Below are 21,166 nucleotides of genomic sequence, written 5' to 3'. Positions count from 1 at the left end.
GCGAAGCCGCCCTTCACGGCCAGTATTTCAATAAGCGGCACGGGACCGCCAGTGTTTACCGCGTCTGGCGGTCCCACCCCGTTTTTCTCCTCAGCTCCAGCCGATGCGCGCAAAGAACGCGGCGATCTCGCGTGCCGCGCGATCCGGATTTTCCCGATGCGGGAAGTGGCCGACGCCGGGAAACATCTCGAGGTCGAGATCGCTGAAGGTCTCGGACAGCCGGTCGGTCCAGCCAAAGGGAAACAGCGGATCGTGCTCGGCCCAGCGCACGCAGGTCGGCACCGCGATCGGCGGAAGTGGCGGCGCTTCGCCCTTCATCATCGCCACGCGCCCGGCATGCGAGGCGCGGTAATGCGCAAAGCCGCCGGCGAGGTTGCCGGCTTTCAGGAAATTGTCCGTGAAGGCGTCCAGCACGTCGTCGAAGGCGTTTGTCCGGTGCGCCCAGCCTTTGAGGAAATGGCTGATGTAGAGCCGGCAGCTCTCCCGGCTCGCACCGATGAGCTGTGGCGCCATCTCCATCTGGTGAAAGGACTGGTACCAGATGTGGTTGAGCCTATCGGGCGCGGCCATGCGCGGCCCGATCCCGGGATAGACGAAATCGAAGAAGAAGAGGCCCGCCATCCGCTCGGGCGCCTGCCGGGCCAGCGGCTGCATGACAGCGCCGCCGACATCGTGGCCGACGACGCCGAATCGGTCGATGCCGAGCCGGTCCATCAGCGCCAGCATATCGGCGGCATGGCCGTCCGGTCCGTATGGTCCACCTGGCTTGTCGCTGTCGCCGAAGCCGCGGAGGTCAGGCGCGACAAGCGTGAATCGGTCCGAAAGCCTCGATATCACCGGCTCCCAGGTCAGCCAGAATTCGGGCCAACCATGCAGCAAAAGCAGCGGTTTGCCGCTTCCGGCACGAGCCACGTGGAATTTGGCGCCATTGGCGGTGACCGTCAGATGCTCCATGGCAGTTCCTTCCCAAAGCGGGATAGCGGGCGAAAAGAGGCAGCGGATTTTCCCCTTTCGCGCCTTGTCTGGCCCGCCATCCTCGCCTATTAACGCCCCCAACCACAGGGGCCCAGCTCCTAATATGGCGCCTTCAGGAGAGGTGGCAGAGTGGTTGAATGCACCGCACTCGAAATGCGGCATAGGTGCAAGCCTATCGGGGGTTCGAATCCCTCCCTCTCCGCCATATCAAACACGACGCTTCCAAATAGCTCCGCAAAATCAGCCTGATGCTGCTGCCGTTCGGCCGGCCAGCACCATCCGCGCCGTCGTCACGAACGCCTGCGCCGCCGGCGACAACGTTCGGCCCTGGCGCTGCAGCAGCGACACGGGGCGGGTGAGGGCGGGGCGCACCAGCGGTCTTGCGATCAGTGTCGGGAACTGGTCGGCCGGCAGCATCGTCGCGGGCAGGATGGCGAGGCCGAGGCCCTGCGCCGTCATGGCGAGCGCGGTGTTGATCAGGGTCACTTCATAGGTCGGATCGAGGCGCTTGCCCTGCGCGCTCAGGGCCTGATCGATCTGCATGCGGATGCGTGTCTCGCTGCGCATCGCAATCGTCGGCAGTTGCACCAGCTCGTCCCAGGTTAGGGACCGACGCGCGGCGAAGTCCGCGGTGCGACGGCCGATCGCGCTCAGGCGGCCGCTCGTCAGCGTCTCGATCGTCATGTCCGCGAATTCGCCCTCCACGCTGCCGATCGCGAACTCGGCGTCGGTCGTGCTCAGCCGTGGCACGAGATCGTCGGCGGCGACATCGCGCATGTCGATCTCGATGTCGGGATGACCAGTGCGGAATTTCGCCAGCACCATGGGCAGCAGCGCCGATGCCGTGCCGGCGGAGGCGAGAAACACGACCCGGCCTGCGCGGGCCTGCGCGAGGTCACGCATGCGGCGCGACAGGCCTTGCGCATCGCTCAGCATGCGCTCGGCGGCGGCGAACGCCTCGTCGGCGGCCAGCGTCGGCTGCACCGAGCGCGTGGAGCGGTCGAACAGCTTGACGCCGAGCTGGGCCTCGAGCTGCTGGATCAACAGGCTCGCCGCCGATTGCGTGATGCCGAGCTCGCGGGCGGCCCGCGTGATGCTGCGCGTCCGATACACGCCGGTGAAGATCCGCAGCTGGCGCAATGTGACATTCATAGAGAAATCTCATGAATTGATGAGTTCTTTCCGACTCATCGCATAAACGGACCTGCAATAAAATGCATGCTGTGCGGACGAAAAGAATCCGCGGCAAGGATTGGAGCGAGCATGAGAGCACAAGTGCTGGTGGTGGGGGCCGGGCCCGTCGGATTAACCGCGGCGATGGATCTCGCTTCGCGCGGAATCGATGTCGTGGTCGCGGAAATCCGCCATGCCGGCGATCCGCCCAGCGTCAAATGCAATCACGTGTCGGCGCGCTCGATGGAGATTTTTCGACGGCTCGGCGTTGCCGCCCGCTTGCGCGATGCGGGGCTCCCTGCGGACTTTCCCAACGATTGCTCCTATCGGACCACGGCGACCGGGATCGAGCTTTGCCGCATCGACATTCCCTCCCGCGCGCGCCGCTATAGCGCGACCGGTGGCCCCGACACCTGGTGGCCGACGCCCGAGCCGCCGCACCGGATCAACCAGGTCTATCTCGAGCCGATCCTGTTCAGCCATGCCGCGGCGCAATCACGCATCAAGATCCTGGCGCGCACGGAAATCACCGACATCGAGCAGCACGACGACCATGTCGTCGCGCTGGCGCGCGATCTCGACAGCGGACATTCGTTTCCTATCGAAGCCAGCTTCGTGATCGGCTGCGACGGCAGCCGATCCCTCGTCAGAAAAGCAATCGGTGCCAGCCTGTCCGGCACGCCGGTGATCCAGCGCGTGCAGTCGACCTTCATCGAAGCGCCGCAACTGAAGGAGCTGATGGGGGCGCACAAGCCGGCCTGGATGGTGCTCTCGCTCAATCCGCGCCGCTCCGGCACCGTTGTTGCGATCGACGGCCACGACCGCTGGCTGATCCACAATCACCTCAAGCCCGACGAGCCCGAGTTCGACTCGGTCGATCGCGACTGGGCCATCCGTGCCATCCTCGGCGTCGACGAGCGCTTCGAATACCGCGTGCTCAGCAAGGAGGATTGGGTCGGACGGCGTCTGGTGGCCGACCGCTTCCGCGACCGCAGGGTCTTCATCTGCGGCGACGCCGCGCATCTGTGGATGCCCTATGCCGGCTACGGCATGAATGCCGGCATTGCGGACGCCGTCGATCTCTGCTGGCAATTGGCGGCGCATCTGAACGGCTGGGCGCCGGCTGCGATTCTCGATGCCTATGAGGCGGAGCGGCAGCCCATCACCGAGCAGGTGTCGCGCTTTGCGATGGACCATGCGATGAAGATGATGGCGCAGCGCGGCGGCGTGTCCGCCGAGATCGAGGATGACACGCCGCGCGGCCAGGCGGCGCGCGCGGCGCTGGCGAAAGCGGCCTACGATCTCAACGTGCAGCAATATTGCTGCGCCGGCCTCAACTTCGGCTACTATTACGACGCCTCGCCGATCATCGCCTATGACGGCGAGACGCCGCCGCCTTACGCGATGGGCAGCTTCACGCCCTCCACCGTGCCGGGCGCCCGCGCGCCGCATTTGTTCCTGCGCGACGGACGCTCGCTCTATGATGCCTTCGGCCCCGGCTACACATTGCTGCGCTTCGATCCGGCGATCGATGTGACGCGGCTGCAAGACGCTGCAAAGGCGCGCGGCGTGCCGCTCGCGCTGGTCGACGTCGCGCCGGAGGAGGCGAACGGCGCCTATGCCGAGAAGCTCGTGCTGGCGCGGCCCGACCAGCACATCGCCTGGCGCGGGCAGTCCGCGCCGGAGAACCCGATAGGTCTGCTGGCACGTATCACTGGCGCTGCGGCGTAAGACGACAACGAGCCGACGGCCTGGCGGCGCAGCTCGCCAAGTTGGTTTCAAGAACAGAACGCAAGGAGGAGACCGTGTTTCACGTTGCAAGACGCCGCATCCTGGCCGCGCTGACGGCCGCCGCTTTCGCACTGTTGCCGGTGGCGGCGGCCCGAGCCGCCTATCCCGAGCAATTGATCAAGATCATCGTGACCTTCCCGCCCGGCGGCAGCGCCGACACGGTCATCCGCGCGCTCGAGCCGCTGGTCACCGCCGAGCTCAAGCAGGGCCTGGTCATCGAGAACCGCGCCGGCGCCGGCGGCAACATCGGCATGGCCGCGGTCGCGCAGGCCAAGCCCGACGGCTACACGCTCGGCGTCGCGCCGGCCGGTGCGCTGACCGTGAATCCGCACCTCAATGCGGCAATGCCGTTCGCGCTGAAGGATCTCGCGCCCATCACCCTGCTCGCGGAAATTCCCTTTGTGCTGGTCGCGTCCGCGAATATTCCGGCGCGCACACCTGCGGAGACCATCGCGCTCGCCAAGGCGAAGCCGGGTGGGCTCTCGATCGGGCATGGCGGCAACTCGACCGCGATGCATTTGACCGCCGCGCTGTTCACGCAGAGAAGCGGGATCGCGATGGAGCTGGTCCCGTATCGCGGGACGGCGCCGGCGGCGGTCGATGTTCTCGCAGGCCATGTCCCGTTCGCGGTGCTGGATATTCCGGCATCGCGACAATTGATCCTCGACGGTAAGCTCAACGCGATCGGCGTGTCCTCGGCGCGCCGCCTTGCGTCCCTGCCCGACGTGCCGACGCTGGCCGAGAGCGGCCTTGCCGGTTTCGAATCCGTCGGCTGGTTCGGGCTCGTTGCTCCCGCCGGCACGCCTGCGGATGTCATCGCCCGGCTGAACGAGGCCTTCACCAAGGCGCTGAAGGACCCTGCCGTGGCGGAGAAGATCCGCACCCTCGGCGCGGAGCCTGCGCCGACCTCGCCCGAGCAGTTCGGCCGCTTCATTCAGGACGAAAGCGCGAAATGGGGCAAGCTGATCAGCGAAGCCGGCATCAAGGCAAACTAGTTAGCGTTTTCCGCTTCCCCGATAACGCACGTGATCGACCAGCGCGCGCAGCTTCGGCGGAAGATTCCGCCGATCCGGGAAGTAGAGGAAAAAGCCTGGAAAAGACAGACAGTATTCCTCCAGCACGGGCACCAATTCTCCGCGTTCGATATACGGCTTGAACGTCTCTTCCATGCCGAATGTCAGGCCGCCTCCCGCGCAGGCGGTCCGCACCATGACCCACATGTCGTTGGTCGTGATCCTCGGCTCCACCGCGACGTCGAACTCGCGCCCCCCTTCCGCAAATTCCCAGCGGTAGGGCGCAACGTGCGGCGCCGGCCGCCACCCTATGCAGCAATGCTGTGAGAGCTCGCGCGGGTGCGAAGGCGCGCCGAACCGCTCCAGATAGGCGGGAGCGGCCACCACCAGCTGGCGCTGATCGCCCGAAACAGGCACGGCGATCATGTCCTGCTCGATCACTTCGCCGAGCCGGACGCCGGCATCAAAGCCCTCGGCCACGATGTCGAATTCCTCGTCGGTCACGGTCACGTCGACCTGCACGCCGGGATGAGCCTGCGTGAATTCGGCCAGCAACGGACCGCGAATGAATCGCTCGGCGATCGATGAGACGGCAAGACGCAGCTGCCCCGTCGGCTGCGCGTCACGGTCGCGGGCGCCATTGATCGCCTGTTCGACTTCGGCGAGCGCCGGGGTCACGCGCTCGTGCAGGCGCAGGCCGGCTTCGGTCAGACTGACGCTGCGCGTCGTTCGCTGCACGAGAGCCACGCCCAGCTGGTCTTCCATGCGTCGGATAGCCTGGCTCACGGCGGATCGGGTCACCCCGAGCCGCTCGGCGGCGCCACGGAAGCTCTTGGCTTCCGCGACCGCGATGAAAACGGCAACGAGGTTCAGGTCCGTGGTCATTGGTTAGCTAGGCTTACCACCCCAGTCATCATTGGCCAACTTCTCTCACCTCTCGCCGGGGGCTATCTCCGACCCATACGAAGGAGGCTCTGATGACGTCGCTCGATCAATACCGCCTGCTTGGCCGTTCCGGCCTGCGCATTTCCCCCCTTGCCCTGGGCACGATGACTTTCGGGACCGAGTGGGGATGGGGATCCGATCCCGGCGAGGCACGGCGGATCTTCGATCTCTACGTCGACCGCGGCGGCAATTTCATCGACACCGCGGTGAACTACACCAACGGCGCGTCCGAGCGCATGGTCGGCGAGTTCGCCCGCGACAAGCGCGATCGTCTCGTGCTCGCCACCAAATTCACCATGGCCCGCGATCCCGGCAACCCCAATTCCGGCGGCAACCACCGGCTCAACATGGTTCGTTCCGTGGAGCAGAGCCTGCGGCAGCTCGAGACCGATCGCATCGACCTGCTTTACCTCCACAGCTGGGATGCGACCACGCAGCCGGATGAAGTGATGCGCGGCCTCGACGATCTCGTGCGCAGCGGCAAGGTCCAATATGTCGGCATCTGCAACACGCCGGCCTGGCGCATTTCACAGCTGCAGACGATCGCAGATTTGCGCGGCTGGTCGCCCTTCGTGGCCCTGCAGATCGAATACAATCTGGTCGAGCGCACCGTCGAGCACGAGCTCATTCCGCTGGCGGCCAGCCTCGGCCTGGGTGTGCTGCCCTGGTCGCCTCTCGGCGGCGGCGTGCTCACCGGCAAGTACAGCCGGGCCGATCTCAGGGATTCCCAGGACCGCGCCGTCGGAACGACACGCGCCTCGATCATCGCGTCATCCGGCCTTCTCAACGAGCGATCGCTGGACGCGGCCGAGACGGTGCGATCCGTCGCCTGGGAGCTCGGCGCGACGTCCTCGCAGGTGGCCATTGCCTGGACGCTGGCCAATCCCGCGGTCACCGCGCCGGTCATCGGGGCTCGCACGCTGGAGCAGGCGGAAGACAATTTTGGCGCGGTCGGGATCTCGCTGTCGCCCGAGCAGATGGCGCGCCTCGACCAGGCGACCGCGCCCGATCCCATCTTTCCAGGCCGCTTCCTGCGCCGCCCGATGGTCGAGCAGCTCATCTTCGGCGGCGCCACCGTCGCCCGGCGCGGGTAGGTCGAGCAACAACGCGACCGACCATGCGCGCATCACTTCGGGGCAGACGGCATCTGGCACCAGAAAGGGAGACACCAATGGCAACCCTGCTTAATCGCGCACTCGCGTCCTGCGTCTACGCGGTCATCGTCACGGCATCCACCCTGACGACGGCCGCACCTTGTGGACAGGCCAACTCGATCCAGGACGACAACAAGCGGATCGTCACCGATGCGTTCGATCGCTGGGCGGCCGGAGGAACAACCTTCTTCAATGACCTGCTGCACGACAACGTGGTCTGGCGCATCAAGGGGTCCGGCCCCAGCGCCGGCGAATTCCGGGGCCGCGATGTGTTCGTTGATCGCGCGGTCCGCCCGTTCGCCAGCCGGTTGTCGACCCCGGTCCGCCCCACTTCCGTGAGGATCTTCGCTGATGGCGACCACGTCATCGCGCATTGGGAAGGCAGCGGCGTGGCGCGCGACGGCAAGCCTTACGCGAACTCTTACGCGTGGATCCTGCTCATGCAGGACGGCAAGGCGGCGGAGGTCACGGCCTATCTCGACCTCGCACCCTATGACGACGTCCTGCGGCGCATTCCTTTGCCTGCGCAATAGGCCGCAGAAAAGAGTGATGTCGCTTGTGGCCATCCTTCGAGACGCCCGCCCTTGCGGGCTCTCAGGATGAGGACCGAGTGTGTGGCGCGAGTTTGGCGGGCTCCGATGCCGCTTAGCCTCATCCTGAGGAGGCGCGTAGCGCCGTCTCGAAGGACGAGGCGCGCGCTCAGCTCGCGCAAAGAGCCATATGCGATCACCCCCTGCCGCGAGGAGGAGCTTGAACCCATCGCCCGCACGATCCGACCTAGCAAGGTCCCGCCATCCGGCGGGCGCCAGGTGATCTTAGGGACGATGTTCGACAAAACCTACCGGCGGCGCCTCGAAGCCGATCTTGCGCGATGGGAGGCCGACGGCGTGATCGCGCCGGCGGCGGCTGTCGCCATCCGCAATGCGCTGCCGCCGCTTCCGGCCGGCATCAACATCGCAATGGTCGTCGGCATCGTCGGCGGCCTCCTGATCGCGGCCGCGTTCCTCGCCTTCGTCGCGGCGCACTGGACCGAGATCGCGCGGCTGGCGCGGTTCGCGATCCTGCTCGCCGGCATGACTGTTGCCGGCGGCCTCGGCGCCTGGTTCGCCGCGCGAGAGCACACAATTCTCGCCGATCTCTGCGCCAGCATCGGTGCGATCATCTTCGGCGCCGGCATCGCGCTGGTCGGCCAGATGTACCACCTCGGCGAGGACTTTGCCGGCGGCATGCTGCTGTGGTCGATCGGCGCCTTTGCCGCGGCTCTGCTGACCGGCTCGCGCGGCGCGCTCGCGGTCGGCCTCGTAGCCGCCTCGATCTGGACCTGCATGCGGATCACCGACGCGTCCGACGTGCTGCATCTTCCTTACGTCTCGGTCTGGCTCATCGCCGCCGCGCTCGCCTTCGCCTGGAATTCCCGCGTCGCCGCTCATCTCGTCGCGCTCGCGCTGCTGCCGTGGTGGATCGCGACCTCGCTCCGCTTCGAATTCGAGGGCACCCAGCCGTCCTTCGTGCTCGCGAGCGGTGCGGCGCTGCTGTTCGGCGCCGGGCTCGCGATCGCCGCCGCGCCGTCGCCGCGCGCGCTCCGGCTCGGCAGCGTGCTGTCGATCTACGGCGCGTTTTCACTGGCCATTGCCGCGTTCCTGGAGGTGACGACGGTCGACGATCTCGTCCGCTTTCGCGAGGGGTCCATTGCGGGCCAGCCGCTTTGGGCGATCGCGTGCGGAAATGCCGGCGTGATCCTTGCGCTGGCCTCGGCTGCGATCACCAGGCGCGCGGGAGAACTCCTTGCAGCAGGCGCGATTGGGCTGGTCCTGCTCGCGGCGCCGGTCTGGCCGGCATCCATGGCCGGCGAATCCTGGCTCGCCTATGCCGCGCTGCTCTCGGCCATGCTGTGTCTCGTCGTCTCCGGCATGCTCGACGACGTGCGGCCGCGCATCGTCGCCGGCTGGCTCGGGATGGCCGGCGTCATCGCCGGCATTACCTGGGCGGTGAAGGGCTCGCTGCTGCGCCGCTCGGCCTTCTTGGCAGTGGCGGGCGTCGCCGCCGTCGCCTTCGCCACTGCGCTCAACCGCATGCTGCCGAGGGCCGCGCGATGAACGGGATGATCGCACCCCTCACCGCATTCTGGCGGCGCATCCCCAAAGCCGTGCTGTTCGGTGTCGCCATCTTGATCCAATGCGCGCTGCTGGTCCTGATGGTCGCCGACCGCATGCAGATCCTGCGTAACGGCGTCGAGGTCACCCTGCAAACCCAGCCCGTCGATCCCCGCGATCTCCTGCGCGGCGACTATGTCGTGCTCCGTTACGACATCTCGCAAGTGCCGGCCGGCGCGCTCAAAGGCAAGCCCGCCGCCGCGCGCCATCCGACCGTGTTCGTCAAGCTCGCGCCCAGGACCGACGGCGTCTATCAGGCGGTCTCAGTGCATGCCGAGCCGGTCAAGGTCACCGCGCCCGAAGTGCTGATCCGCGGCCGCGTCGGCAATTACGGCGGGTCCTGCGGCGACGACCGGCGAAGGTTCTGCGACAAGCTGCCGATCAAATACGGCCTCGAAAGCTATTTCGTGCCCGAAGGTGAGGGCAGGAAGCTCGAGGAGGCCCGCAACCAGCAAAAGCTGCGCATCGTCGCCGCCGTGCTGCCCTCAGGCCGCGCCGCGATCAAGCGGCTGCTGCTCGACGGCGAGCCGGTGTATGAGGAGCCGTTGTATTAGGGGATGGCGCTGGGACAATCGATGGCCGTGGCGCTGGTTCACCTCTCCCGCTTGCGGGAGGGCCGCACCCTCTCAATGGCGCTCTTCAGGACGGTGACAGAGTGATTGAATGCACCGCACTCGAAATGCGGCATAGGTGCAAGCCTATCGGGGGTTCGAATCCCTCCCTCTCCGCCACGATCTCTGTGATGCAACCTCCTTCAGAAGCAGGCCTTTCTTGTTGGGTCGTTGTGACATGACGGTGGGAGCGCCGAAAATATTCAAGTTGCTGTATTGGTCGCCGACCGAAGGCCCCCGTCGGCGAATTGCCGGACAGACAGAATTGGCCGACGATTTGCACAAGGTTGGTGTCGGGTAAGATCGATGACGCGACCGAGTGGCGTCATCGCGACACGATCGGCTTGGTTGACCGCAATCTCAGGCCAGAAATCTCAACGTCTGCCCTCGCGGGCCTGCGAGGCCTCGCACGCAGGATGGGGCGATAATCAAAGCTTGTTGACCAATACCTTCACCATCGGAGGCAACTGATCGTCACTGACGCTAACAACAAGCGCGCTAAACAGTCGAATGCGTGAGATTTCGCGCTCGACCTGCCTGAGCTTTGGGAGAATGGTTCCGACGGTAAAGCCAGTTGCTCCGATGACCGCCACTGCATGTTTGGGATTGTCCAGAAGGAGCCAGACCACGAGAACCGCAAAGATGAACGCGATCGCGAGAATGCTCAGCCAGATGATGTATTGCTGCTGACATCTTCGCTCGACGACATCAAGCCGCTCCTTGAGCGCTTGCCGATCGATCTTGGATTTCGTCGCGCCGGCAGGCGCGGTCACGCTGTCAAATTGCTGGAGAACGTCGCGAAGCGTATGTGGCTCGCCCATTTTCAGATCACCTTCTTAACAAACCGGATAGACGCTTGATGAAACATTCCTTCCAGGACAGCTGAGCGTGATCAGGCTCCGCTCCGCGCAGGCGTTCCAGCACTTCAAGCCACAATTCAGGGTAGCTGGGTCTCTCGGGACGAAGCAGGGCAACGACCGTGCTGTAAACCTCGAAGAACGTGAGGGGGAGGAGTATCTCTTCATTCCCAAGAACGCGGCGTGATGGAGATGCCAGCGCTCGCTGCAAAATGGTCGAATGACAATTCCCAAGATGGATGCAACCAGCAAACTCGGAGAATCCAAAATCGGCCACCTGTGTTGGAGAGAATAATCCGTCCCGCAACTCGAGCCGGTTGCCGGTTATCATCGTCCCGGCGAGCCAGGTGTCGATTGCCCGCCGATTGAGTTCGCTCAGCTCCTGGCGCATCAGGCCGACAGAATCACTTCCCTGAAAGTCCAGGTCGAATAACGCCTGTTCGGCCTCAATGGCCGTCGTCAGTTGTTCGGCCAGTGCCGCGCGCGCGCTAATCGGTTCTGCGCTGGACTGTGCCGCTATGCATTGCATGGCTGATAAATCCGTGGCCTGGCGGATCAATTCCGCCATTTCATCGGTGCTGTCCTGTAGCCGATTTGCCACTGCCACTGGATCGATAATGTCTCCAGCCAGCACTTGATGTCCTTTCCAATGCCCAAAAATAGTAATCGTGCGAAATCCGTCGCGGAGAACCCGTCGAACCTCCGCCGACGAGGCATTTTCGATGATTTTGACACCCAGAGGCTCCACCCGCTGCCGACAGATTTTCCAGGCGTCCGCCACCGGACGAAAATGTGTCTCAAAAACCGCCTCCGGCAGAAGAAAGTCCGCACCCTCGATTGATCGTGCATAGTCGTGATGGTCCAGCGAACTCAGGTCACCTTTTACCTCTTCCACCGTCAACGGAATGGCGAGCAGAAGAACGCATTCTTGCGGGGATGTAGCCCCAGCGATGCTCAACTCAACCTCGCTTTCGAGCCGCCGAAGACATCCAATTCTCCGTTATGACAGCGTCGAATGTACTCGTCTGGAAAAAGAACTTTACATCCTTGATCTTGTTGCCGCTGACCTTGAGGTTTCGCAGCCGATCAATCAACTGCTGGACGCCTTCGCGGAACGAGCCCTTGAGATCTGTCACCTGGGCTGCATCAGCGACGGTCTTGCGATCGGCCGGGCTCGCAGCTGCCGACAATTCTATGTCCAGCCGACCAGTCATGTTGGCAGACGGAGTTACTGCGGCCTCCCGCGGGACCACCAATTCGAAGCTCATCGATGCGTCCGACTTGGTGGGCACGGCTACGGCCTTAATCGTTCCGCCCCGCCAGTTCACAGCGAGATTCAAATGAAGATATGCCGCCTGAACTTCCGCTTGCTCCGGGATCCTGAAAGAGTCGCCGTCGCGCGCCCGAATCCTGATCTGACGAGCATCCTGGACGTTTCGCTTGAAGATCAGCAACCGGCCCTCGGCGGGGCCGCTCTTTCCCGTACCACCAGGGTTTCCAGAGTTCCCTGATCCACCGCCGGCCCCGCGACGCCAGGGAGGCTCGCCCGCAGGCCCGGTGATGGTTGGTGGTGGGCCTGGCGGTGGTGGTGGCAAAGGCGGTCCATCCGCAAAGGCCATCGTTCGCTGGAACGCCTCCACCTGATCTGCGGCGAAATCCCGGAAATAGATTCGATACTCCGTGCCCTCTGGCGCCTGTTTCATCGCCATGGCGACGCTCTCACGCAAGGAGCTCTGACTGAGCGCTCGCATTTCTTGACCTGAGCTGCCGCAAAATACGCAGATCACGACAAAGTCGTTGCCGTCCTTTACGACGATCACGGACAGATTGAGCTGCTTGGCGAAAGCAACGACATCGGCTCTCAGCGCGACCGCGGCCTGATTCGGGTAAAGGCCGACCTGCCGCAACGGCTGCAATTGGCCATCACGAAGAACGGCCAATCCGCGCCCCGCGGCGGGAGCGCTGTTGAGATTCAGCGCGGCAACAACATTGCGTTGAGGGAATCTCTTAGCGAGCGTCTTTTGAAGTTGCGCCTGAATAGCATCGTTGCTCGTCCCGCTCGCCGCCTGCTTCTCGACGTTGCGTGCAACGACTCCGGCCTTGTCCGCATCGGCGGGATTTAGAACGATGACATCTCTGTTTCCGCGACTCAGGAGTTTCGAGCTGCCGGGTGCGACCGCGCTATCGGTCTCGACGATAGCGGTCCTTCCACTCAGGTTGTGGCCGCCAACTACGCCTTGCAGATTCGACGACAGTACGACGCGGGCCGTTTGAATATAAGAATCCGGATCTTCGGCTTGATCCATGCTGTAGATCGCAAACACATCGCGGCGGTCGTCGTCTTTGACTGCGCCAATCATTCGAACGCTTTGAACGAAATAGCGTGAAGCCAGTAAGGCGGCGGCGTCCTCCAATTCGGGAGGTAAGCTGATTGTCGTTCCGAAGCCGAAATCAATCAGGGCGTGATCGGTAAGGTCGGGATCGACGTTGCCGACTCTTTGTCCGAGGTTTCGGTCAAGCAGGAAATCGGTCAGAGCTTTGCGGAATGCAGGTGAGCCGCGCTGATAGGCGGCCGCCGTCAACACGGTCCGCGCTATTGCTTGCTTGCACGCGTCCGCGCTTCGGAACTCACCGGCAATCGCCGCAATCTCGCAGCTGCTTACGAGCGTGTTCTCGTCCATGGCGGCGAGGTTGAGGGTTGCTTTGAGCAACTTTTCGATTTTTGCGCGCACCGATTCGACGTTTGCCGCCACAGCCTTGTGGATGGGCAAGGCCGTCGGCAAGGGGTGATCTCGCGTGCTCTGAAAAATAACCTGATAGGAGGTCACGCGGGCTAACAATGGGTCGCGCAGGCTTCGAAAATATGTGTATCCGGCGTCTTCGAATGGTCCAAATACGGCATCATATGCCGGCTGGCTCTCATCCTTGTATATGACCGGAAGCGAGCCGGAATTCAGCGACGCGAGTGTTTGCCAGGCTGTTCCGCCGTTCATGGGGTGGTTCATCAGCGAATACGCGCCGGTCGTATTCCAGTTGAACAAGGTCTGCTCGATTTTCGGTTCGCGCGCTTGAGCCTGTTGCATTATCGGCTTCCCGTCGAAGGGAAATGAGCGCGGAACTGGATAGTCGAAGCCGTGATACTGAACGGCGCCTGCCATCGACCACGATTTCAACATCTGATCGGTCAGGTTCAAGGTGCTGCCCAGTTCCGAATTGATCAGCTCCGGCGACAAATAGATGGGCGCCCAATCGCTGCCCGCGTATTCTCCCTTCTCCAGGCGGCCGGCGAAGAGCTGATTTCGTTCGTAACTCTGTGCAAGCTCCGCCTTGTCGGTGGTCGCAAGCAAACGGGCGGTCTCGAACCGCAGAGGCGGCATCGCTTGGAGCGAGGTCTCCCTTTCTCTACCGATCAAGGCAAGATGAGTTTGTCCAATGCGGATGGCCCCCACGACTAGATCAGAGTCGAGTGCAAATTTCCGGAAATCGGCTCGGTATTCTTCGAAGTTGCGGTTCCTTTCGATCAGAAGCAAGACGACGCCTCGCTCAGTGGTGAAATAGGTGCCGGTCCGTTTTTGCTGGACTAGTTGGGACAGTGTCATCGGGTTCGCCGCAGTGAACTCCACGGGGAACAGTTTCATCGTTCCGTCGACCAGCCAGCCCTTGAGTTCCGTATGGCGAATGGAGACGTTTAGCGGGGCTGACCATTTCTCCGCTGGCTTCAGATTGGACAAATCGAGGATCGGCGCTTTGTAGGTCGTGCCCCACATGACCTGGGCCAAGTACCCAACGTCGTCATTGAGAAGTCGCGGGTCACTGTAGCCGTTGAGCGAGACAACGAGATCTTCGACCCATCCTCCGAGCCCGATGCTCTTTTTCTTGATTTCAACACCGCTGAGGTGATCGCGGAAGACTGATTTCAACAACTCCGGGTATGACCGCTTCGGAAGGGTATCTGATGGCGGTTCGCTGATGATGAGCACGCAATGGCCGGTCGCATCTGCTCTGGAGAGTGCGATGGTCTGAACGTGATTGGGATAAATCTTGCGGAACGAATTCCATTCGTTCTCGCCTATGCCTGCCGCGCAAGCGGTGCCTGCAAATATGATGTTCAGCATCAGAACGAGGAGAAAATAAACTCGCATAATGAGTCCTCCCGTAGGTGAGGAATCCTAAAAAATCTACTGGTAAGAAATAAAAACAACTCGTGATAGTAGCCAATGTTTGGCGAACGTCAATATGGTTTCTATTTTCGGTTGATTGCTTTGTGTCGAGTAGCCCGGCACCGGATGTTTCGCCGAGCAGGTCGTCGATGAAGAAAGGGACCTGATCGCGCTGATGCGGCCCCATTGATCTGATACAGCTTTGTCGATGCGGCCGTCATCGCCTCCCGTGAACCTTGCAAACATGCCAATTCATCACGATGATCTCCGCGTCGTAGCATCCCTCGCGAGGCCTTCATGCGAAAATGCGAAGTCGCCGTGCTGGGTCTGGGGCTCATGGGCGGAGCAGCGCTGGGCGCATTGCTGGATGCCGGCGTCGATGCGCTCGGCTTCGACCCTGTCGCAGCAGGCTCGGATCGAGGCTCGTCCCATGGATCATGTCGCATTTTCCGTCGCTTCAATTTCGAGAACCCCAACTACACCAGCCTGAGCGACGAGGCTCATGCCGGCTGGATCCGGCTGCAGACCGAAAGCGGTCAAACAATTCTGACGGAAACCCCTGTTCTGGAGGCCGGCCGCCCCGGCTCCGCCATGGTAGCGTCCTCGCGCGCGGCCGCGATCGCGAAAGGGCGCCCGGATCCGATGCTGACCGCGGCTCAAGCGAATCAGGAATTTCCGGCTTTCAAGCTGCCCGACGACTGGGACGTCGTCGTGCAGGACGGTGGCGCGATCCTGCACACCGAGGTCGTCATGAAACTGATGCGCGCACGCGCTCGCGACCGCGTGATTCCGGAACGCGCGAGCTTCACGCCGCACCACGACGGCGTGTCGATCCGCACTGATACCGAAGAGTTCTTCGCCGAGCGCGCGATTTTGGCGCTGGGCCCATGGCTCGGTCGCGCACTCCCGCCACTCGCCCCGCTGCTGAACGTGACCCGACAGGCGGTCGGCTGGTTCGCGCCTGCTAGCCCCGAGAGCGTGGCGCTCGGTCGTTTTCCGATCTTCATTCTGGACCGAGGTCCTGATGACACCGTCTACGGCTTTCCGGACTTCGAACAGCGCGGCGTCAAAGCGGCGCCTCACAACCACGGGCCCGTGGTCGGCCCCGACGACTGGGGCCCGCAGGCCACCGATGCCGAACTCCGCCCGGTCGGCGAAGCGTTGGCCGCCCTCGTCCCGGGCGCGGCCGGGCCCATCATCGATCGCGACGTCTGCCTCTACACCAACACCGCGCCCGCCGACCGCCGGCCCGATGCGGGCGAGGAATTCATCATCGATCGCTGGCCGGAGTCCCGCCTGATCGTCTGCTCCGCGTGTTCAGGCCATGGTGCGAAATTCGCGCCCGCCATCGGGCAAAGGCTTGCGCGCCTTGCCACCGATCCGTCCTACGACGCAGAGCCCTTCTTTCAGCTTTCGCGCTATTCTCGATTCGCCTGAGCGGATGCTGGATGATGTTGCGGTGACAGTGCACAAAACGCGCACCGTCCGGCGTCGGACGCCTCCACGAGACCCGGGCCAAAGCCCCGCCAGTCCGACCTCCTGCGATGATGCCACTATGCTCCTGTTTTGCCCGACGAAGCAAATGACGGCAGATGTCATTCGGAATGGACCGCACCGCTCGCCGCCAATCTCGTCGGCTCGCACGGATCCGCCGAACAGCCGCGACAACGCACGTTTTCTAGACTTTTTGCCTCCCGAAACCCCGCCCGACCCGCACCCAATCCCGCCTCCCACCTAACCCATTGATCTTGCAACCCCCGTCTACTGTGCATGGGGTTGTTTTCGCACTTCTGTTGTTCCATGCCACAACGCGAGCCGTTCAACCGCCCCGACACCCGGCCAACCGCCCCACCAAGCGAGACCAACATGCACTCTTCCGCCAGCGGCTGGGGCAACGGGCTTCTCGGCGTCATCATCTTCAGCGGCTCGCTGCCGGCGACGCGCGTGGCCGTCGGCGGCTTCTCGGCGCTGTTCCTGACGTCGGCGCGCGCCGTCATCGCGGCGCTGATCGGGGCGGCGGTGCTCGGCCTGCTCCGGCAGGCGCGGCCGCAGCGCCGTGATCTCGCCTCGCTCACCATCGTCGCCGTCGGCGTCGTGGTCGGCTTTCCGCTGCTAACGGCGCTCGCGCTCCAGCACATCACGTCCGCGCGGTCCATCGTCTTCATTGGCCTCTTGCCGCTGTCGACCGCGATCTTCGGCGTGCTGCGCGGCGGCGAGCGGCCGCGGCCGCCGTTCTGGCTCTTCGCTTGTCTCGGCAGCTCCACCGTGGCCGGCTTTGCCCTCACCGGCGATGGCGCGGCCTCGCTTCAAGGCGATCTCCTGATGGTCGCCGCGATCGTGCTGTGCGGCCTCGGGTATGCCGAGGGCGCCGCGCTGTCGCGCCGCGTCGGCGGCTGGCAGGTGATCTCCTGGGCGCTGCTGCTCGCGCTGCCCTTGATGCTGGTGCTCGCGGTGCTGACGTGGCCGCCGAGCTGGAGCGACATCAAGGTGCCCGCCTGGATCGGCTCGCCTACGTCTCCGTCTTCAGCATGTTCGTCGGCTTCATCTTCTGGTACCGCGGGCTTGCCATCGGCGGCATTGCCCGCGTCGGCCAGCTGCAGCAGCTGCAGCCGTTCTTCGGTCTGGCGCTCGCCGGGCTCCTGCTCGGCGAGCCCGTGGCAGCAAGCATGATCGCCGCGACGGCAATCGTCGTCGCCTGCGTCTTCTTCGCGCGGCGCTTTGCCTAAAGCCTCTCGCCTCACTCGGCCTGCTTCGTGCGGGGGGCGGGTGATCGATATCTGGGGCCATTGTCATGCGACCGCCAAACCTTGATCTAGATCAATGCCCGTCCCGGCGCGGTGTCTGCCTTTACGAGGAAATAGCCTGGTCAAAACCTCGAGCGAAGGAGGACGTCATGCGACACCGAACCAAATTGTGGTTAGCCGGCGCCGTTGTTGTCTGCGCAGCATTGGGCTCGGTGCAGTGGTCGGCAGAGGACGGTCTTTCACTCGCGATCCAGAGCGCGGAAGCCCGCGTCGGGCGGCCCGCGACGCCGGCGAGTGTCGCGGGCGTCGCACGTCGAACGACGCGTCGTGCCGTGGTCGGTGGCGCCGCCGTCGGTGCAGCAGCCGCAGGAGCCGCCGTCGTCGCGCCAGCCTGCGTCCGCGTGCTGGTCAACGGCGTCTGGGTCTGCCGCTAGGCCTCACTGCTGCCCCATCACCGTTCGCGTCAGCGCGGCCTTCGCGAACTTCTTCAGCGGCATCGGCTTGCCGAACAGAAAGCCCTGCACGACATCGAAGCCGATCTCGCTCGCCGCGATGAGGTCGGCGCGGCTCTCGACCCCTTGCGCCACCGCGCGCGCGCCGAAGGTCTGCGCCAGCTCGACGATGTGACGGCACACCGTGCGCTTCAGCCGATCGCCGCCGCTGCCGGTGACGAACTGCCGGTCGGCCTTCAGCTTGACGAAGGGAATCTTGTCGAGGTCCATCAGCGACGGCCAGTTGGCGCCGAGATTGTCGATCGACAGCCCGATATTGTGCAGGCCGACCTCGCGCGCGACCTCGGCCAGGAAATCGAGTTCGCGGATCGCCTCCTCGCTGTCGATCTCGACCGTCAATCCGCCGAAGGCCGGATGCGTCGGCACGCGGCGGCAGAGATCGCGCACCGCCTGCGGCTCCCTGAGATAGGCGGCGGGAAGATTGATCGACAGATCGACCGGACTTTGCTGCTCCAGAAGATAGTGCCAGTCCTGCATGGCGCGATCGATCACGAACTCCGACAGCTCGCGAAAATGCGGATCGTGCGGCTCCGGGATGAAATAGGCCGGCGGCACCACGCCCCAGGTCGGATGCCGCATCCGCACCAAGGCCTCGGCGCCGTTGCGGACCAGCGTGCGCGCGTCGATCTTGGGCTGGTACCAGAGCTCGAGCCAGCCGGCATGCAAGGCCTCGCCGACATGCACGGCCGGGCTCGGCGCCGGCTCCTCCGGCAGCAGCATCGCAACGCGCTCGCGCAGCGTCTCCGCGGCAAAGGGCGTGGTCAGCGGCGGCAGCATGCTAAGGCCATATTCGTCGCCGACCTGCCGCACGGCTTTGACGATGATCGAATCGCGGGCGCCGACGGCGAGAACCTTGCCGGCAAATGCCTCACGCACCAGGACTTCGAGGAATCGTCCCGGCTCGATGCCGTCGGCGGCGACGCCGAGCAGGATCAGGTCCGGCAATTCGCTCGCGAGCACCGTCTTCAGCTCGTCGGCGCTGGCACATTCGCAGGTGACGAAGCCGAGATCCTCGAGGATCTCGCTGAGGAACGCGCGCAAGTGACGCTTGCTGTCGGCCACGCAGGCGCGCGGCGTCACCTTTCGCCGTCCGAAGGTCACAGGCCTTCGTCCGACGAGTTCAATCATCCCATCGTTCATCGTACACCACTCCCGTTCCGTGACGGTTTCTTAAACGCGGAGCGTGGGTTCAAATAAGGAGAGCTTCACATCGTTCTTGAATTATCTGAGTAACGTTAAGCCCTGCAATTCGAGCTAATTTGTCGACGAAATCTTTGGGTGCACGCGCGCGGTTGTCCCGCGGCGGCGATGAAGCCGGCGCAACGTGAATCGGCGGCGGCTTTCACGCTTGCGTCTTCCCGCGATGCGCGCACCGCCGCCTTTCGCTCGTGACGGTCATGCGACAACGGGTCCGCGCCGGCGGCCGAGAATGTGAAGCACATCACACGCGCGTTGCCGCGCTCGCGCTAAAGCTCCCCCGAGCCGGTGGAGGGCTGTCGAGGACTACAGCTATGTCGATGCGGCGAATGATGTATTGGTGGTTCAGGTTCGTGCTGTCAGGGCGATTCATGGATCGCTTCCTGTGCCTGCCGCGCTAGCCGCGCGGCGCATCGTGGCTTTTCGCGGCCGAACCGGATCTAGAGCATGATCCGGAAAGTGTGCAGCGGTTTTCCGGAAAGATCATGCTCAAACAACAACCTAAAGCGCGATACGATTCATCCTAATCGTATCGCGCTTTAGGTTTGCCCGATCAATTTGCGGAACGCCGCTGCACCGTCCTGCATCGCGTCGCGTCCCTTCCAGGCCAGATAGGACAGCTTGCCGCCGAGCGTGTCGTGGCTGCGCAGCCGCCGCGAGCCGAGAATGTGGCCGACATTGGCAGGGAAGCGGCTCACCTCGGCGGAAACCAGCGCCGCGATCGCATCCATCAATTGCTGGAGCCGGACGCCCCATTCGCATTGCTCGATGCCGTCGATGCGGACCTTGAGCGCATATTCGGTGTCGTAGATGTCCGCGAGCAGGTCGCGGGCGATCAGCACCCGGTTGTGCCGGAGTGCGACACGAAGCGCGAGGCGCTTGTCGTCGAGCCGGTCGAGAACCATGGGAACGACGCAGGCATAGGGGGTGGCGGCGACGTCTGCGGCGGCCTTGCTCGCAGCGGCTCGGGTAGCAAGCCGCACCAATTGCCAGGACGTCTTCAGGCGTCGCGCCACCAGCGCCAGCGCGAAGGGCAGCGCCTGGGGATGCGCCTTCTTGAAGGCATCGAGCTGCGCGGTGATCTGGGCGACCTGGCCGTCGTCGAACTTCGCGATCTTCTCGGGCAGCTTCGCGTTGAACTTCGGCAGTGCATCGCCGGCGCGCAACACATGCAGCATCTTCACGACGTCGTCGAAGGCGGTGCGCGAGGCCGTATATTGCCCGAGCTTGGCGCGTGCGGTTTCGGCGCTCTCGGGCGAGGTGAGGGTGCTCTCGAGGACCTTGACGACCTTGATCTGGAAGGTCGAGGCGATCTTCTGGACTTCCTTCGGGTTGTTGGCCGCGACCTGGTCGCCGATCGCCTTGATGTAGTCGCGCGCCATGGTCGGCAGCAGGTCGCGACAGATCCATTCCCAGATCGGGGTGAGGGTATTGCGCGAGATCCGCCCCATGTTGGCATGCTCGGGCGCGCCGTCGATCAGCAGCAGCTCGAGCGGCGCGAAGAAATAGCGCGACGGGCTGGTGGCGCGCGCCTGGGTCGATCCGTCCTTGCGGAATTCGGCGCGCAAGCGGGCCTGGATGTCGGCCGAACCCGGCATCTCGATGCCGCACAGCTCGAGCCGTTCGAGCTCGCTGAGCAGACAGCTGCGCGACAGCGGCGTCAGCCTCTGCAGAAATTCCGATAGCCGGTCGATCTCGTCCATGGCACGCAATCTTTCGCAGCGTGTCCCGCGGGCTTGCGGGTCCAATGCGTGGAGGCATTTGCGCGCTCTCAACCTCCCTAGAGAAGCAAGTCGCCGTTAATTAATCCGTAAAATCCGGGGGGTGGATGTCGGAGCAAAGCGTTCGCCGAGGAGCTTTTCCCGTTCCCAGCCCAGCATT

General features: G+C 63.8%; 16 protein-coding genes, 2 tRNA genes and 1 pseudogene. 11 read left to right on the top strand and 8 right to left on the bottom strand.

The features are described 5' to 3' along the window. Positions 1-90 precede the first annotated feature (90 nt). A complete protein-coding gene (locus tag ACTEK7_RS27495) occupies positions 91-954 on the bottom strand; it encodes an alpha/beta fold hydrolase (protein WP_109141810.1) in 864 nt (287 codons plus the stop codon). A gap of 136 nt (positions 955-1,090) precedes the next feature. Between ACTEK7_RS27495 and ACTEK7_RS27490 the strand changes: the two genes are divergently transcribed. After that, positions 1,091-1,180, top strand: a tRNA-Ser gene (locus tag ACTEK7_RS27490). 35 nt (positions 1,181-1,215) lie between these two features. On the opposite strand, the gene ACTEK7_RS27485 is transcribed toward ACTEK7_RS27490, so the two are convergent. After that, a complete protein-coding gene (locus ACTEK7_RS27485; protein ID WP_225148745.1) occupies positions 1,216-2,127 on the bottom strand; it encodes a LysR family transcriptional regulator in 912 nt (303 codons plus the stop codon). A gap of 111 nt (positions 2,128-2,238) precedes the next feature. Between ACTEK7_RS27485 and ACTEK7_RS27480 the strand changes: the two genes are divergently transcribed. Together ACTEK7_RS27480 and ACTEK7_RS27475 are read left to right on the top strand one after the other, a co-directional pair. Further along, positions 2,239-3,879 (top strand): FAD-dependent oxidoreductase, encoded by a 1,641-nt coding sequence (locus ACTEK7_RS27480; RefSeq protein ID WP_225148744.1) that lies wholly within the window; start codon positions 2,239-2,241, stop codon positions 3,877-3,879. 74 nt (positions 3,880-3,953) lie between these two features. Further along, complete coding sequence (locus ACTEK7_RS27475) at positions 3,954-4,934, top strand: Bug family tripartite tricarboxylate transporter substrate binding protein (protein ID WP_225148743.1); 981 nt, start codon at positions 3,954-3,956, stop codon at positions 4,932-4,934. Here ACTEK7_RS27475 and ACTEK7_RS27470 read toward each other — a convergent pair whose 3' ends face one another. Further along, positions 4,935-5,837, bottom strand: a complete 903-nt coding sequence (locus ACTEK7_RS27470; RefSeq protein ID WP_225148742.1) for a LysR family transcriptional regulator — start codon at positions 5,835-5,837, stop codon at positions 4,935-4,937. 92 nt (positions 5,838-5,929) lie between these two features. Between ACTEK7_RS27470 and ACTEK7_RS27465 the strand changes: the two genes are divergently transcribed. The 5 genes from ACTEK7_RS27465 to ACTEK7_RS27445 all read left to right on the top strand — a co-directional run bounded on the left by ACTEK7_RS27465 (position 5,930) and on the right by ACTEK7_RS27445 (position 9,935). Next, complete coding sequence (locus tag ACTEK7_RS27465) at positions 5,930-6,991, top strand: aldo/keto reductase (protein WP_225148741.1); 1,062 nt, start codon at positions 5,930-5,932, stop codon at positions 6,989-6,991. A 77-nt stretch (positions 6,992-7,068) separates the two neighbouring features. Continuing rightward, positions 7,069-7,584 carry a nuclear transport factor 2 family protein gene (locus ACTEK7_RS27460; protein WP_225138582.1) on the top strand — a complete coding sequence of 172 codons (516 nt, stop codon included), beginning with the start codon at positions 7,069-7,071 and terminating at the stop codon, positions 7,582-7,584. A 291-nt stretch (positions 7,585-7,875) separates the two neighbouring features. Next, entirely contained in the window at positions 7,876-9,147 is a 1,272-nt protein-coding gene (locus ACTEK7_RS27455; protein ID WP_225148740.1) for a DUF2157 domain-containing protein, read from the top strand. A gap of 5 nt (positions 9,148-9,152) precedes the next feature. After that, a complete protein-coding gene (locus tag ACTEK7_RS27450) occupies positions 9,153-9,758 on the top strand; it encodes a GDYXXLXY domain-containing protein (RefSeq protein WP_225148739.1) in 606 nt (201 codons plus the stop codon). Between the two features lie 88 nt (positions 9,759-9,846). Next, positions 9,847-9,935: transfer RNA gene (locus tag ACTEK7_RS27445), tRNA-Ser, on the top strand. A 308-nt stretch (positions 9,936-10,243) separates the two neighbouring features. On the opposite strand, the gene ACTEK7_RS27440 is transcribed toward ACTEK7_RS27445, so the two are convergent. Genes ACTEK7_RS27440 through ACTEK7_RS27430 form a run of 3 tightly spaced genes read right to left on the bottom strand, consistent with a single transcriptional unit; the run spans position 10,244 to position 14,814 of the window. Then, complete coding sequence (locus ACTEK7_RS27440) at positions 10,244-10,636, bottom strand: hypothetical protein (protein ID WP_036008533.1); 393 nt, start codon at positions 10,634-10,636, stop codon at positions 10,244-10,246. Positions 10,637-10,643: 7 nt separating this feature from the next. Beyond that, positions 10,644-11,630, bottom strand: coding sequence for a hypothetical protein (locus ACTEK7_RS27435; RefSeq protein ID WP_036008531.1), 987 nt, complete (start codon positions 11,628-11,630; stop codon positions 10,644-10,646). Between the two features lies 1 nt (position 11,631). Continuing rightward, positions 11,632-14,814, bottom strand: a complete 3,183-nt coding sequence (locus ACTEK7_RS27430; protein ID WP_225148738.1) for a hypothetical protein — start codon at positions 14,812-14,814, stop codon at positions 11,632-11,634. A gap of 336 nt (positions 14,815-15,150) precedes the next feature. Between ACTEK7_RS27430 and ACTEK7_RS27425 the strand changes: the two genes are divergently transcribed. From ACTEK7_RS27425 to ACTEK7_RS27415, 3 genes and pseudogenes are all read left to right on the top strand, one after another. After that, on the top strand, positions 15,151-16,269 hold the full coding sequence (locus ACTEK7_RS27425) for an FAD-dependent oxidoreductase (RefSeq protein WP_345944136.1): 1,119 nt from the start codon (positions 15,151-15,153) through the stop codon (positions 16,267-16,269). A 429-nt stretch (positions 16,270-16,698) separates the two neighbouring features. Further along, positions 16,699-17,558: pseudogene (locus ACTEK7_RS27420) on the top strand (DMT family transporter). 167 nt (positions 17,559-17,725) lie between these two features. Further along, positions 17,726-18,010 carry a hypothetical protein gene (locus ACTEK7_RS27415; RefSeq protein ID WP_036024702.1) on the top strand — a complete coding sequence of 95 codons (285 nt, stop codon included), beginning with the start codon at positions 17,726-17,728 and terminating at the stop codon, positions 18,008-18,010. Positions 18,011-18,013: 3 nt separating this feature from the next. Here the strand turns inward: ACTEK7_RS27415 and ACTEK7_RS27410 are convergent, their stop codons facing one another. Both ACTEK7_RS27410 and ACTEK7_RS27405 read right to left on the bottom strand, forming a co-directional pair. Then, complete coding sequence (locus tag ACTEK7_RS27410; protein ID WP_225148795.1) at positions 18,014-19,228, bottom strand: EAL domain-containing response regulator; 1,215 nt, start codon at positions 19,226-19,228, stop codon at positions 18,014-18,016. 596 nt (positions 19,229-19,824) lie between these two features. Beyond that, positions 19,825-20,988 (bottom strand): hypothetical protein, encoded by a 1,164-nt coding sequence (locus ACTEK7_RS27405; protein ID WP_225148796.1) that lies wholly within the window; start codon positions 20,986-20,988, stop codon positions 19,825-19,827. Positions 20,989-21,166 lie beyond the last annotated feature (178 nt).

Source organism: Bradyrhizobium sp. JHI2711 (assembly GCF_056156565.1).
This window is presented reverse-complemented; position numbering and strand designations above follow the sequence as displayed.